General features: G+C 73.0%; 10 protein-coding genes. 4 read left to right on the top strand and 6 right to left on the bottom strand.

Annotated elements, in window-relative coordinates:
• Positions 1 to 34: 34 nt before the first annotated feature.
• Positions 35 to 3,067 (bottom strand): BTAD domain-containing putative transcriptional regulator, encoded by a 3,033-nt coding sequence (locus ACGFU6_RS24645; RefSeq protein WP_393613882.1) that lies wholly within the window; start codon positions 3,065 to 3,067, stop codon positions 35 to 37.
• Positions 3,068 to 3,446: 379 nt separating this feature from the next.
• Between ACGFU6_RS24645 and ACGFU6_RS24640 the strand changes: the two genes are divergently transcribed.
• The gene (locus tag ACGFU6_RS24640) at positions 3,447 to 4,739 is read left to right on the top strand and encodes an MFS transporter (RefSeq protein ID WP_393613880.1); all 1,293 of its coding nucleotides are present in this window, start codon (positions 3,447 to 3,449) and stop codon (positions 4,737 to 4,739) included.
• Between the two features lie 52 nt (positions 4,740 to 4,791).
• Here ACGFU6_RS24640 and ACGFU6_RS24635 read toward each other — a convergent pair whose 3' ends face one another.
• The 5 genes from ACGFU6_RS24635 to ACGFU6_RS24615 all read right to left on the bottom strand — a co-directional run bounded on the left by ACGFU6_RS24635 (position 4,792) and on the right by ACGFU6_RS24615 (position 12,335).
• On the bottom strand, positions 4,792 to 8,166 hold the full coding sequence (locus ACGFU6_RS24635) for a pyruvate carboxylase (RefSeq protein WP_393613879.1): 3,375 nt from the start codon (positions 8,164 to 8,166) through the stop codon (positions 4,792 to 4,794).
• Between the two features lie 291 nt (positions 8,167 to 8,457).
• Entirely contained in the window at positions 8,458 to 9,246 is a 789-nt protein-coding gene (locus tag ACGFU6_RS24630) for an SDR family oxidoreductase (RefSeq protein ID WP_393613877.1), read from the bottom strand.
• A 79-nt stretch (positions 9,247 to 9,325) separates the two neighbouring features.
• Positions 9,326 to 10,312 carry an acyl-CoA dehydrogenase family protein gene (locus tag ACGFU6_RS24625; RefSeq protein ID WP_393613876.1) on the bottom strand — a complete coding sequence of 329 codons (987 nt, stop codon included), beginning with the start codon at positions 10,310 to 10,312 and terminating at the stop codon, positions 9,326 to 9,328.
• The gene (locus ACGFU6_RS24620) at positions 10,312 to 11,487 is read right to left on the bottom strand and encodes an acyl-CoA dehydrogenase family protein (RefSeq protein ID WP_393613875.1); all 1,176 of its coding nucleotides are present in this window, start codon (positions 11,485 to 11,487) and stop codon (positions 10,312 to 10,314) included. The genes ACGFU6_RS24625 and ACGFU6_RS24620 overlap by 1 nt, the downstream gene beginning before the upstream one ends.
• Positions 11,487 to 12,335 (bottom strand): enoyl-CoA hydratase, encoded by an 849-nt coding sequence (locus tag ACGFU6_RS24615; protein ID WP_393613873.1) that lies wholly within the window; start codon positions 12,333 to 12,335, stop codon positions 11,487 to 11,489. Before ACGFU6_RS24615 ends, ACGFU6_RS24620 begins: the two co-directional genes overlap by 1 nt.
• Before the next feature lie 46 nt (positions 12,336 to 12,381).
• On the opposite strand from ACGFU6_RS24615, the gene ACGFU6_RS24610 reads away from it, so the two are divergent.
• From ACGFU6_RS24610 to ACGFU6_RS24600, 3 genes are read left to right on the top strand one after another with little or no spacing between them, the layout of a single operon-like run.
• A complete protein-coding gene (locus tag ACGFU6_RS24610; RefSeq protein ID WP_393613871.1) occupies positions 12,382 to 12,522 on the top strand; it encodes a hypothetical protein in 141 nt (46 codons plus the stop codon).
• Positions 12,519 to 13,304, top strand: a complete 786-nt coding sequence (locus ACGFU6_RS24605) for an SDR family oxidoreductase (protein WP_393613870.1) — start codon at positions 12,519 to 12,521, stop codon at positions 13,302 to 13,304. The genes ACGFU6_RS24610 and ACGFU6_RS24605 overlap by 4 nt, the downstream gene beginning before the upstream one ends.
• On the top strand, positions 13,301 to 13,903 hold the full coding sequence (locus ACGFU6_RS24600) for a TetR/AcrR family transcriptional regulator (protein WP_393613868.1): 603 nt from the start codon (positions 13,301 to 13,303) through the stop codon (positions 13,901 to 13,903). The genes ACGFU6_RS24605 and ACGFU6_RS24600 overlap by 4 nt, the downstream gene beginning before the upstream one ends.
• Positions 13,904 to 13,917 lie beyond the last annotated feature (14 nt).

The following is a 13,917-nucleotide window of genomic DNA, read 5'->3' as shown; positions in this document are numbered from 1 at the left end:
AACCTGGATACGGGACCAAACCGTGGACACCGGTTCAGCCGCGACGGCGTTCCGCCGGCACGCCCATCGTGGCGAAGAGCCTCTCGGCCTCGACCCGGTACCGGACAGCGTCCGGCGTGTCACCGAGGGCGTCGGCCACACCCGCGCGGGCGTAGGCCTCCTCGACGCGATAGCCGAGGGACGAGGAGAGCCCGAGGGCATGGGTGTGCAGCGCGAGCGCCGCCGCTGTCGCACCCTGGCGCCGCCGCAGCCGGCCCACGATGTTCTCCACCTTCGCCCGGCGCAGGGGAGCGGAGTTCGTCCGCATCATTTCCAGGGCGCGCTCCGCCAGGTCCGGTTCCCGGGGAGACCTGCCCAGCAGGCTGTCCACATCGGCGGACAGCGCCAGGGTCAGGGCGAGGTTCACCTCGTTGCCGGCGTCCCCGTACAGCGCCCGCGCCTCGGCCAGACAACGGTCGGCCTCCTCGTAGGCGCCCAGACCGGCATGGGCGAAGGCGAGGTCGGTGAGGGCTCCGGGCAGCCCCTCGTGCTGTCCCACCCGCCGGCTCAGTTCGGCCGAACGCCGGGCCGCGTCCCGCGCCTCCTCGTACCGCCCCCACTGTTCGTAGAGCGTGCTCAGGATGGTCAGGCTCTCTGCCTCGGCGCGCGGCGTGCCGAGGGCCCGCTCGTGTGCGATCGCCGACTCCAGGTGGCCGAGGGCCCGGGGGAAGTCACCGAGCAGGCTGTTGAACTGGCCGAGGACGCTCTCGCTGTGGGCCTGAGTGTGCAGATCGCCGAGACGGATCGCCACGTCCCGGCCCTCCCCGGCGGCTTCGAGCGCCTCGGTCAGGCGGCCCAGTTTCCAGCAGGCGACGCCGAGGTTGGAGAGGCTCACCCCCAGCAGCGCCGGATCGCCCAGCCGCCGGGCGGCGGCGACAGCGGTGCGGCTCAGTTCACCGAACTCCTCCAGAAGCCCGAGGTCGTTGAGCTGGAAGGCGAGATTGCGGGACAGGCACACCGCGTAACGGTCGTGACCCCGGCGCTCCGCGAGCGTGACGGCCGCGAGGAGCGCCTTGTGCTCGCGCAGGAACCACGTGCGGGCCCGCTCCGGAGTGCCGAGCTCGGGCAGTTCGGCCGTCGAGGGCGGGATCCCGGTGCCGCGCCTGCGCCGCCCGGAGTAGAGGAGTTCGCACGCCTCCTCGGTGACGGTCAGGTAGTAGCCCAGCAGCCGTTCCACCGCAGCCGAGTCAACCGCAGCCGGGTCAACCGCAGCCGAGTCTGCGGCGCCGGATTCCGCGAGCAGGCTCTGCGCGAAGCTGCGGACCAGGTCGTGGAAGGTGTAGAGGCCGATCTCCGGCTGTTGGAGGAGGCGGACGTCGAGCAGCGCCTCCAGCAGGCCCTCGGCGTCGCGCGCGCTCGTGCCGAGCAGCGCACCGGCGGCGTGGATGTCCATGTCGCTGCCCGGGTGCAGTGCCAGCGTCGAGAACCCGTTCCGGCTCTCCTCGTCCAGGGCCCGGTACGAGAGGCGCAGGGTGGCGGCGACGCTGCGGGCGCCCGAGCTGAGCTCGTCGAGCCTCCGGGTCTCGTCGCGCAGCCGTTCGGCCAGGTACTGGAGGGTCCAGCGCGGGCGGTTGCGCAGCCGCGCGGTGGCGATCCGCAGCGCGAGGGGAAGGTGGCCGCAGAGCTCGGCGAGTTCGGCGGCGGCCTCGGGCTCGGCGGCGACGCGTGCGGCGCCCAGCGTCTCGGCCACCAGCGTCGCGCTGTCCCGGGGCGGCAGCACGCCGACGGAGATCCACCGCGCTCCGTCCAGATCGATCAGGCGGGCCCGGCTGGTGACGATGATCAGGCTGCCGGCCGAGGCGGGCAGCAGCGAGCGGACGGTGGCGGTGTCCGCCGCGTTGTCGAGGAGGATCAGCACCCGCTTGCCGGTCAGGGTGGCGTGCCACAGGGCGGTGCGGGCGGTCACGTCGTCGGGAACGAGGCGGCCCGGCACGCCCAGGGCCCGCAGCAGGCTGTCGAGTGCCGTGCCCACGCTCACCGGCCGCTCGCCCGGTGTGTAACCGCGCAGGTCCAGGTGGAGCCGGCCGTCCGGGTACCCAGGTGCGAGCCGGTGGGCCGCCCGCACCGCGAGGGAGGTCTTGCCGCAGCCGCCCATGCCGTCGATCGCCACGATCCGGGGGCCGTGTCCGCCGCCGTCCATGGCGGCACGCAGGATCCCGGCCAGTTCGCGGTCCCGGCCGGTGAAGTCGGAGAGGTCGTGGGGGAGGGTACTGGGCGGTTCGGCCGGTGGTCCCACGGGTGCGGCCGGGGCGGTTGCCGGCCCGGTCAGCTCCGGGCTCTCCCGGAGGATTCCCTCGTACAGCCTGGTCAGGTGGGGGCCGGGATCGATGCCCAGCTCCTCGACGAGGAGCCCGCGCACCCTGCCGTACTCCTCCAGGGCCTCGGCCTGCCGCCCCGACCGGTACAGGGCGATCATCAACTGCCCGCGCAGGGACTCGCGCAGCGGGTTCCGGCGGACCAGTTCGCTGAGTTCGACGACGAGTCCGGCGGCCTCGCCGAGGCTCAGGCGGAGTTCACAGAGCTGTTCCGCCGCGATCAGCCGGCGCTCCTCGATAGACGCGGACGCGGCCTCGATGACCGGACCGCCGCCGCCGGACAGAACGGGCCCCCGCCACAGGGCGAGGGCGCCGCGCAAGGTCTCCGCGGCCTCGGCCGTGCGGCCTTCGGAAGCCGTCTGTCCGGCTTTCCTCATCAGCAGGCCGAATTCGGTCAGGTCGATGTCGCACTGCCCGTCCGCGACGCGATAGCCGGGCCCGTCGGTGAGCAGTACGCGGGCGCCGCCGGGTATCCGCCGGCGGAGATCGGCGACCGCCTTGCGTACTTGGTGCGGCGCGGTCGGCGGCGGTTGCGAGTCCCAGGCCGCCTCGATCAGACGGGAGACCGGAAACACTCTTCCGGGCTCCAGGAGCAGCGTGGTCAGCACCCGCTGCTGAATGGTCCCGCCCAGCCGGAGCCGCGTCCCGTTCGACCACCCCTCGATCGGGCCGAGAACGTTGAAGCGCGGCCGAACCACATCCGCTGTTGACACGCGTCCTCCCCGCCGGCTCCGCCCACCTGCCGCTCTGCCCGGGCGCGAGGCGATCGTAGCCCCGGGGAGGAGGCCGCGGTACCGAACCGGGAACGCTTCGGGAACGGCTCGCGGGAAGCTGCTCGTGGACGCCGGACCCTCGCCGTCACGGGGGTGCGGAGCGTGAACGAGCCCGAGGGGCCCCGGTCCGGGGCGCGTTCCGGACGGTCCTTGGACGCCGGGCAGCCGGCTCTCGCCCCTTCTGATCGTGTGGACCCGAGGAGACGATGATGAATTCCCAGCCCGCGCACGGGCCCGACGTTCCGCCGCGGAACGCGCGCGGCGCTCCCCGGTACCGGCTGCGGGCCGTCGGCGCGCACACCTGCGGCCGGGGCGCGTCATGAACACCCGGCAGGCCGCGCGCGACGCCGGCCCGGAGCAGGCGGTGGCGCCGCGCGGCGGGCTGCGGGGCAACCGCGACTTCCGGCTGTTGTGGACGGGCGAGACGACCAACCGCGTCGGCATCAACATCACCGCTGTCGGCATGCCCCTGCTCGCCTCGGTGACGCTCGACGCGAACGCATTCTCCATGGGCCTGCTGGCCGCCGCCCCCTGGCTGCCCTGGCTGTTGATCGGCCTGCCGGCCGGCGCCTGGGTGGACCGGACGCGACGGCGGCCGGTCATGCAGATCTGCAACCTGGTCCCGCTCGTGCTCCTGGCCACCGTGCCGGCCGCCCACTGGCTCGGCGTGCTCACGATGACCCAACTGCTGCTCGTGGCCCTGGTCAACGGCTTCGCCGCGGTGTTCTTCGGTATCTCGTACAAGGTGTACGTACCCACCGTGGTCGGGCCCGAGGACCTCCAGGAGGCCAACGCCAGACTCCAGGGCAGCGAATCGGTCGCCCAGGTCGCCGGGCTGGGCGGGGGCGGTCTGCTGGCCCAGGCGTTCGGGGCCGCCTCCGGACTCCTGGTCAACTCGGTGACGTTCCTCGTCTGCACGCTCTGCCTGTCCGGCATCCGGAGCGAGGAGCCGGTCCCAAAGAAGCCCGCCGAACGGCCGGCCCTGCTGCCGGACATCAGGGAGGGGCTCCGCTTCGCCTTCAAGGACCCCTACCTGCGCGTCCTCACCCTCTACGGCGCCGCCACCAACCTGCTGCTGACCGGCCAGGCGGCGATCATGCCGCTCTTCGTCCTCCGTGACCTCGGCATGCCCCAGGGCGCCACCGGATGGCTCCTCGCGTCGGGCAGCATCGGCGGCATTCTCGGAGCAGCCTGTGCGAAGCACCTGACCGCGCGGTTCGGATCGGCTCGCGGCCTGCTGGTCGCCACGGTCCTGAGCGCCCCGTTCGCCCTGCTCGTCCCGCTGACCGAGACGGGCTGGAGACTGTCCGCCCTGGTGGCCGGGAGCGCCGTGCTCTCACTCGGCGTCGTCCTGGCCAACGTGATCCAGGGGGCGTTCCGCCAGCGCTACTGCCCGCCCCAGCTGCTCGGCCGTGTCTCGGCCAGCATCTCGTTCGCGAACTTCGGTGCCATTCCCGTCGGTTCACTGACCGGCGGGGCCCTCGGGACGGTCCTCGGCCTGCGGCCCACCCTGTGGGTGCTCACCGCAGGCCTCGCCCTGACTCCGCTGTTCCTCCTGATCGGGCCGCTGCGCGGCAGGCGGGACCTGCCGGCCGCGCCTGCCACGCGGTGAGACCCGGTTCACGCCGAGCCGTTCGCGCCCTCCCCGGGAGGGAGGAGGCCACTCAGCCGATCTCGATGAGCAGATCGCCCGCCTCGACCTGCTGGACCCGGCCGATCGCGAGACGGCGTACGACCCCGGCGGCCTGGGCGGTGATCGACGCCTCCATCTTCATGGCCTCGATGGTGGCGACGGTCTGGCCGGCCGACACCGACGCGCCCTCCTCCACCTGGACGGTGACGACCCCGGCGAACGGCGCCGCGACATGGCCCTCGTTGGAACGGTCCGCCTTCTCGGCGGCCTTGACCTCCGTGGCGACGGACCTGTCCCGCACCGAAACCGGCCGCAACTGGCCGTTGAGGGTGGCCAGTACGCTGCGGAAGCCGCGCTCGTCGGCCTCGGAGATGGCCTCCAGCTCGATCAGCAGGGTGACACCCGGGTCGAGCGTGACCGTGTGCTCGGTCTCCGTCTCCAGCCCGTACAGGAAGTCCTGCGTCGGCAGGACCGAGGTGTCGCCGTACGCCTCGCGGTGGGCCTCGAACTCCTTGGTCGGGCCTGGGAAGAGCAGCCGGTTCAGGGTCGCGCGGGGCGACTTCTCCAGCCCCTCGCGGTCCTCGTCCGAGAGGTGCGGGGTCTCGGCCTTCGTGGGGCGGCCCTTCAGGGCGCGGGTACGGAACGGCTCGGGCCAGCCGCCGGGCGGGTCACCCAGCTCACCGCGCAGGAACCCGATCACGGAGTCCGGTACGTCGAACTTGCCGGGGTCGGACTCGAAGTCGGCCGCCTCGACGCCCGCACCCACCAGGTGCAGGGCCAGATCGCCCACCACCTTGGAGGACGGAGTCACCTTCACCAGCCGGCCGAGCATCCGGTCGGCCGCGGCGTAGCAGTCCTCGATCAGCTCGAAGCGGTCGCCCAGGCCGAGGGCGATCGCCTGCTGGCGCAGGTTGGAGAGCTGCCCGCCGGGGATCTCGTGGTGGTAGATCCGGCCGGTGGGCGAGGCGAGACCGGACTCGAAGGGTGCGTAGACCTTGCGGGTCGCCTCCCAGTACGGCTCCAGGTCGCCGACCGCCTGAAGCGAAAGACCGGTCGCACGCTCGGTGTGGTCGGTGGCCGCCACCAGGGCCGACAGCGGCGGCTGGCTGGTCGTGCCGGCCATCGAGGCGACCGCCGCGTCCACCGCGTCCACGCCCGCGTCGATGGCGGCGATCAGCGTGCCGAGCTGCCCGCCCGCCGTGTCGTGGGTGTGCAGGTGCACCGGCAGGTCGAACCGCTCGCGCAACGCGGTGACCAGGGTGCGGGCGGCCGGCGGGCGCAGCAGCCCGGCCATGTCCTTGATGGCGAGGACATGGGCGCCCGCGTCCACGATCTGCTCCGCGAGGCGCAGGTAGTAGTCCAGCGTGTACAGGCTCTCGCCGGGGTCGGAGAGGTCCGCCGTGTAGCAGAGGGCCACCTCCGCGACGGAGGTGCCGGTGGCGCGCACGGCGTCGATCGCCGGGCGCATCTGGGACACGTCGTTGAGGGCGTCGAAGATCCGGAAGATGTCCATCCCGGCGCCGGCGGCCTCGGCGACGAACGCCTCGGTGACCTCGGTGGGGTAGGGCGTGTAGCCGACCGTGTTGCGGCCCCGCAGCAGCATCTGGGTACAGATGTTGGGCACGGCCTCCCGGATCTTCACCAGCCGCTCCCACGGGTCCTCGGCCAGGAAGCGCAGCGCCACGTCGTAGGTGGCGCCGCCCCAGCATTCGAGGCTCAGCAGCTGCGGGGCGGTCCTGGCCACGTGCGGGGCGACGGCCAGCAGGTCGCGGGTGCGCACCCGGGTGGCCAGCAGCGACTGGTGGGCGTCGCGGAACGTGGTGTCGGTGACGGCTACGGCCGACTGGGCGCGCAGCCCGGCGGCGAAGGCCTCCGGGCCGAGGGCCGCGAGGCGCTGCCGGGAACCGGCGGGCGGCGCCCCGGTCGGCAGGGCCGGCAGCTTGTCGGCCGGGTCGATGACGGACGGGCGGGGCCCGTAGGGCCGGTTGACGGTGGTCTCGGCGAGGTAGCCGAGCATGCGGCTGCCGCGGTCGGCCGAGGGGCGGGCCCGGATCAGCTCCGGGTGCTCCTCGATGAAGCTCGTCGTGATGCGCCCCGCCCGGAAGTCGGGCTGGTCCAGCACGGCGCCCAGGAACGGCAGGTTGGTCGCCACCCCGCGGATACGGAACTCGGCGATGGCCCGGCGCGCCCGGCGGGCCGCGTTGGTGAAGTCGTGTCCGTGGCAGGTGAGCTTGACGAGCATCGAGTCGAAGTGGGCGGACACCTCCGCGCCGGTGTGGACGGTGCCGCCGTCCAGGCGTACGCCGGGCCCGCCGGGGGAGCGGTAGGCGGAGATGGTGCCGGTGTCCGGCCGGAAGCCGTTGGCCGGGTCCTCGGTGGTGATGCGGCACTGCATCGCGGTGCCGTTCAGCGTGATGTCGTCCTGGGAGAGGTGCAGCTCGGGCAGGGTCATGCCGGCGGCGATGCGCAGCTGGGCGATCACCAGGTCGCGGCCGGTGACCTGCTCGGTGACGGTGTGTTCGACCTGGATGCGGGGGTTCATCTCGATGAAGACGTGGTTGCCGCGCTCGTCGACGAGGAACTCGACCGTGCCCGCGTTCACGTAGCCGATGTGGTGGGCGAAGGCGACGGCGTCGGCGCAGATCCGGGCCCGCAGCTCCGGGTCGAGGTTCGGGGCGGGCGCGATCTCGACGACCTTCTGGTGGCGGCGCTGCAACGAGCAGTCCCGCTCGTACAGGTGGACGACGTTGCCCTCGGCGTCGGCGAGGATCTGCACCTCGATGTGGCGGGGGTTGATCACCGCCTGCTCCAGGAAGACCGTCGCGTCGCCGAACGCGGAGCGCGCCTCGCGCATGGCCGCGTCGATCGACTCGCGCAGTTCGCCCGGCGTGGCGACCCGGCGCATGCCGCGTCCGCCGCCGCCCGCGACGGCCTTGACGAAGACGGGGAAGCCGATGCCGTCGGCCGCGGCGACGAGCGCGTCGACGTCCTCGGAGGGCTCGGACGACTTCAGCACCGGTACGCCGGCCTCACGGGCGGCGGCGACCGCGCGGGACTTGTTCCCCGTCAGGTTCAGCACCGGGGCGGGCGGTCCGACGAACGTGATGCCGGCCTCGGAGCAGGCGGCGGCGAGGTCCGGGTTCTCCGACAGGAAGCCGTAGCCGGGGTAGATCGCGTCGGCGCCCGCCTTCCGGGCCGCCTTGACGACCTCGTCGACCGAGAGGTAGGCGCGCACCGGATGTCCGGGCTCCCCGATCCGGTACGCCTCGTCGGCCTTCGCCCGGTGGAGTGAGTTGCGGTCCTCGTGGGGATACACCGCCACCGTGGAGATCCCGAGCTCGAACGCCGCGCGGAACGCGCGGATCGCGATCTCACCACGGTTGGCGACCAATACCTTGTCGAACATCAAACTCCCCAGTCGTGTCACGAGCGCGTGGCGTCAGGACGGGCGATGTCGCACGGGTGCACCGTTCGGTGTCCCGTGGTCACTCGGCTGCGGCGAACCTCTCCGTGCCCTTTCGGGCCCGAAGCGTTCGACACCGTACCGGAGACCTACCCACAGTTGGCGGACACACGAGATGGCCTGCGTCACGTGCCGAGTGTCCCGCGATCGCCCGGTTCATGGAGGTTCGCCGGGACCGGCCTGCCGACTTCGAGGTGCCCGTGGGGTTGCCGACCCCGGGACCTCTGCTCGTGCTCACCCGGGTTCGCCGGCCGCCTTCGCGGCGAGGTAGCGGGCGGGGAACTCGCCACCGCCGTGTACCGCCAGGTCCGCCCCGTTGACGTATCCGGACAGCTCGCTCGCGAGGAAGAGGCAGGCGCGGGCGACGTCCTCGGGCACGGCCATCCGGCCCATCGGGACGACGCCCGCCACCGAGGCACCGCCGTCCGCGCCGTAGACCGAGGCCGCGCTCGGGGTGCGGACCAGCCCCGTGGTGATGTGGTTGACCCGTACCGAGGGCGCCCACTCCAGGGCCAGCGCCCTGGTGAGTGCCAGGAGACCGGCCTTGGCGGCGGTGTACGCGGCCGTGCCGGGCTGCGGGTCATGGGCGGCGACGCTGCCGATGTTGATGATCGAACCGCCGCCGTTCCGGGCCCGCATGACGCGGTTGGCGGCCTGCGCCACGTAGAACGGCGCGAGGAGGTTGAGCGCGACGACCTTCTCGACGAAGCGCGGTGAGACGGTGGCCGCGTCGGCGTCCGGGGAGCCGCCCGCGTTGTTGACGAGTACGTCGAGCCGCCCGAAGCGTTCCACCGCGGTGTCCACCAACGAGGCCGCCGCCGCCGGGTCGCGCACGTCGGCGGCGACGAAGACGGCCTCCCGGCCCCCGGCCGACGGCAGGGAGTCCGGGGCGGTACGGCCGCAGACCACCACGTCGGCCCCGGCCCCCAGGAACGCCCCGGCGATGGCGGCCCCGATGCCCTTGGTGCCGCCGGTGACCAGCACCACGCGCCCGGTGAACGCCGGAGGAGTGTCGATGTGCATGACGTCGGTGCCTCTCTCTGTGAGTGTGCCGGTGCGCCGTTCAGTGCCCTGCGTACGCCGCCGGGCCGACGCGGCGCGGTCAGCCGGCCAGCACCCGGGCCCGGCACGCGGCCGGGGTGCCCCAGGCGTCGCGCAGCGGCCGGGCCTTGCGGATCCACAGGGACAGGTCGAGCTCGTCGGTGTAGCCCACCGCCCCGTGCAACTGGAGGGCGGTGCGAGCCGCCCGGTACGCGGCCTCGCCGGCCGTGACCTTGGCCGCGGCGACCTCCTGCCCCGCCCCGGCGTCGCCGGCGGCGAGCGCCAGCGCGGCGCTGTGCACCAGCGGTTCGGTGAACTCCAGGGCCAGCAGGGTGTCCGCCAGCCGGTGCTTGACCGCCTGGAAGGAGCCGATCGCCACGCCGAACTGGGTGCGCCGGGTGACGTGGGCGACGGTACGGGCGAGCAGGGTGCGGCCGACCCCGAGCGCCTGGGCCGCCGTGGCGAGCGCGGCGACATCGGCCGCGTACGTCGCTGCGGCGGTCACCGCCGGCCCCCGGGCGACGACCGCGCCGCCGGACGGGCGCGAGAGCCGCCGCGCCGGATCGGCCGACGGCAGCACGGGGCCGGGCCCGGCGGCGACGCGCAGGGTGTCGCCGTCCACCACGAACACCGCGTCGGCCACGTCGCCGTCCAGGGCGTACGGGCCGAAGGAGGTCACACAGAGCGAGGCGAGGGACTTGCCCGAGGCGATGGCGGGCAGCCGGGCGGCGGCCGTGTCCGCGTCCCCGAGCCGGTCCAGCAGGGCGGCCGCGGCCACCGTCTCGACCAGTGGCCCGGGAACCGCGTGGCGCCCCAGCACCTCGAAGGCGACGGTGAGTTCGACGGGCAGGGGGCCGAAGCCCTCGTGCTCCCGGGGGACCGCGAGCGCGAACACCCCGGCCTCGGCCAGCCCGGCCCAGAGCGCCCGCCCCGGGCCGTGGTCGCCCTCGCCCCAGGACCGGACCGCGGCCGGGGTGTCGCCGGAGGTGAGCAGGGCGTCGAGGGAGCGGGCGAACTCCCGCTGCTCGGCGTCGGGGAAGAAGCGCATCACCGGCGTCCCTTCGGCAGGCCGAGCAGCCGCTCGGCGATGATGTCGCGCTGGATCTCGTTGGTGCCCGCGTACACGGGACCGGCCAGGGCGAAGGTGTAGCCCTCGGCCCAGGCCCCGCCGGCGGGCGACTCGGCCGCGTGGTCGGCGAGTTCGCCGTACGGGCCGAGCAGGTCGAGCGCCGTCTCGTGCAGAGAGATGTCCAGTTCGGACCAGTAGATCTTGTTGAGGCTGGAGGCGGCCCCGGCGGGCCCGCCCTCGTCGTGCAGTACGTGGGAGGCACCCCGGTAGGAGAACAGCCGGTAGGCGCGGGCCCCGATCACGGCATCGGCCACCCGGTCGCGCAGCGCCGTGTCGGCCGGGTCGCCGTGTTCGCGCCACAGGGCGGTGAGCCGGTCCGCGGCGGCCGTGAACCGGCCCGGACTGCGCAGGGTGAGTCCGCGTTCGTTCCCGGTGGTGCTCATCGCGACCCGCCAGCCCTGACCGGGCTCACCGATGACGTCCTCGTCCGGGACGAACACCTCGTCCAGGAAGAGTTCGGCGAAGGCGGGCTTCCCGTCGAGCCGCCCGATGGGCCGCACGGTGACCCCGTCGGCGTCCAGCGGGAACATCAGATACGTCAGACCCCGGTGGGGCCGGTCCGCGTCCGGGTCGCTGCGGAACAGGCCGAAGGCGCTGTCCGCGAAAGCGGCCCGCGAGGACCAGGTCTTCTGGCCGCTGAGCAGCCAGCCGCCCTCGGTGCGTACGGCCTTCGAGCGCAGCGAGGCCAGGTCCGATCCGGCCTCCGGCTCCGACCAGGCCTGCGCCCAGACGACCTCGCCGCGTGCCATCGCCGGCAGGATCCGGGCCCGCTGCTCGGCGGTGCCGTTCTCGAAGAGGGTGGGGGCCAGCAGGCTGATGCCGTTCTGGCTGACCCGGCCGGGCGCGCCGGCCGCGTAGTACTCCTCCTCGAAGACCAGCCAGCGCAGCAGCGAACCGCCGCGCCCGCCGAACTCCTCGGGCCAGGACACCGCCGACCAGCGATCGGCGGCCAGGGTCGCCTCCCACTCCCGGTGGGCGGCGAATCCGGCGGCGGTCTCCAGGGACGGCAGGGGAGCGGCCGGTACGTGGGCGGCGAGCCAGTCGCGCACCTCGGTCCTGAACTCCTCGTCGCCCGCATCGAAATCGAGGTCCATCAGGCACCCGCCTCCTTCATCGCCCGGATGTCCATGCCGCCCAGCGCGTCGGGCGCGGTCTCGGCGTTGTGGGCGTGCGCCAGGTGGTGCAGGCCGAAGACCGAGTCCATCCCGGCGTGCATGCCCTGCAGATCCTCGGCCTGGTTGACGGCGCGCTTGGTCAGGGCGAGGCCCAGGCGTGGCATCTCGGAGATCCGCAGCGCCAGGTCGCGGGTGCGCTCGGGCAACTCCGCCCTGGGCACCACCCGGTTGACCATCCCGATCTCGTACGCGCGCCGCGCGCTCATCCGGTCGCCGGTGTAGAGGAACTCCTTGGCGATCCGGGGCGGCATCACCCAGGGGTGCGCGAAGTACTCGACACCCGGGATGCCCATGCGGACCACCGGATCGGCGAAGAACGCGTCCTGCGACGCCACGATCAGATCGCACACCCAGGCCAGCATCAGGCCGCCCGCCACACACGCGCCCTGGACGGACGCGATGACCGGCTTCGGCAGCTCCCGCCACCGCCGGCACATCCCCAGATACACCTCGGACTCGCGGGCGAAGCGGCTCTCCGCGCCCGCCCTGTCCGAGTGGTCCCACCAGAGTCCGGCCCGGCGTTCGAAGGGGAGATGGGCGTCCCGCTCCGGGGTGCCGATGTCGTGGCCGGCGGAGAAGTGCTTGCCCGCTCCGGCCAGTACGACGGTCTTCACCTCGCTGTCGTCGGCCGCGCGGTAGAACGCCCGGTCCAGGGCGTAGGTCATCGCGGAGTTCTGCGCGTTGCGGTAGTCGGGCCGGTTCATGGTCACCGTGGCGACGGGGCCCTGCTTCTCGTAGCGCACCGGTTCGTCGTGGGCAGCGGACATCGGCTCCTCCTTCCCTAACAAGTGTTTGGTAGATTAACGTACCCCCATGAGCAGCGTCGAGGAGTTCCGCGCCCGGATCCGTGGCCGGCCGCAGACCTCACCGCCGGAGCCGGGGAGCTCCAACGAGAGCCGGCTCGACACCATCGCCGAGCGCGTCCTCGGCCTGCCCGAGGGGATCCGCCCGTGACCACCCAGCCGTCCTATGTAGCAGGGCACTCCCTCCTGGCCGGACGCACCGCCGTGATCACCGCCGCCGCGGGCGCCGGGATCGGCGGGGCGACGGCCCGCAGGTTCCTGGAGGAGGGCGCCCGGATCGTCATCGGTGACGCCCACGCCCGCAGACTGGGGGAGAGTGCCGCCGCCCTGGCCGAGGAGTTCGGCGACGGAAACGTCGCCGCCCTGCCCTGCGACGTCACCGACCAGGCACAGGTCGACGCCCTGTTCGCGTTCGCCGCCGAGCGCCACGGCGGCCTCGACATCGTCGTCAACAACGCGGGACTCGGCGGCACCGCCGACCTCGTCGACATGAGCGACGAGCAGTGGTCGAAGGTCCTCGATGTCACCCTGAACGGCACCTTCCGCTGCACCCGCGCCGCCCTGCGCCACTTCAAGGACCGGGCGGGCGGCGGCATCGTCGTCAACAACGCCTCCGTCGTCGGCTGGCGCGCCCAGCGCGGCCAGGCCCACTACGCCGCCGCGAAGGCCGGCGTGATGGCCCTGACCCGGTGCGCGGCCCTGGAGGCCACCGACTACGGCGTACGCGTCAACGCCGTCGCCCCGAGCCTGGCCATGCACCCGCACCTGGTGAAGGTCACCACCCCCGAACTGCTGGCCGAACTCACCGAACGCGAGGCCTTCGGCCGGTACGCCGAACCCTGGGAGGTCGCCAACGTCATCGTCTTCCTGGCCAGCGGCTACTCCTCGTACATGACGGGGGAGACCGTCTCCGTCAGCAGCCAGAGGGCGTGAGCGCCATCGCCCAGAACGCCAACGCCGAACGGCGCGCCGAACTCCTGGCGACCGCCGCCGAGGTGTTCGCGGCCCTGGGCTACAGCGCCACCACCGTCCGCCGCATCGCGGAAGAGGCGGGGCTGCTCGCGGGCAGCCTCTACTACCACTTCGACTCCAAGGAGTCGATGCTGGACGAGATCCTCTCCGCCTTCCTGGACGAGCTGTGGGCGGGCTACGGCAGCGTCCTCGCCGCCGGCCTCGGGCCCGAGGCGACCATCGAGGCGCTCGTCACCCAGTCCTTCCGGCAGATCGACCGGCACCGCCCTGCGGTCGCCATCTACCAGAAGGAGTCCGGACAACTCTCCGCCCAGCCCCGCTTCGCCTACCTCACCGGCTCCCGGGCGAAGTTCGAGGACGCCTGGCTGCGGACCCTGGAACGCGGCGTGGCCGAGCACGCCTTCCGCGGCGACCTGGACGTCAGGCTCGTCCACCGCTTCGTCCGCGACACCGTCTGGGTCGCCGCCTCCTGGTACCGGCCGGGCGGCACCCACAGCCCGGAGGAGATCGCCCGCCAGTACCTGTCCATGGTCCTGGACGGCATCACACCCCGTACCTGACAACCCACCGTCCT

The organism is Streptomyces sp. NPDC048462 (genome assembly GCF_043200175.1).
In the GTDB taxonomy this organism is placed as follows: domain Bacteria; phylum Actinomycetota; class Actinomycetes; order Streptomycetales; family Streptomycetaceae; genus Streptomyces.
The sequence above is the reverse complement of the archived record's forward strand: the minus strand, read 5'-3'. Positions and strand labels throughout refer to the sequence as shown.

Coding starts and splice junctions, on each gene's coding strand:
- ACGFU6_RS24640 (WP_393613880.1), top strand. CDS start 3,447: ATGAACACCCGGCAGGCCGCGCGCGACGCCGGCCCGGAGCAGGCGGTG.
- ACGFU6_RS24635 (WP_393613879.1), bottom strand. CDS start 8,166: ATGTTCGACAAGGTATTGGTCGCCAACCGTGGTGAGATCGCGATCCGC.
- ACGFU6_RS24630 (WP_393613877.1), bottom strand. CDS start 9,246: ATGCACATCGACACTCCTCCGGCGTTCACCGGGCGCGTGGTGCTGGTC.
- ACGFU6_RS24625 (WP_393613876.1), bottom strand. CDS start 10,312: ATGCGCTTCTTCCCCGACGCCGAGCAGCGGGAGTTCGCCCGCTCCCTC.
- ACGFU6_RS24620 (WP_393613875.1), bottom strand. CDS start 11,487: ATGGACCTCGATTTCGATGCGGGCGACGAGGAGTTCAGGACCGAGGTG.
- ACGFU6_RS24615 (WP_393613873.1), bottom strand. CDS start 12,335: ATGTCCGCTGCCCACGACGAACCGGTGCGCTACGAGAAGCAGGGCCCC.
- ACGFU6_RS24610 (WP_393613871.1), top strand. CDS start 12,382: ATGAGCAGCGTCGAGGAGTTCCGCGCCCGGATCCGTGGCCGGCCGCAG.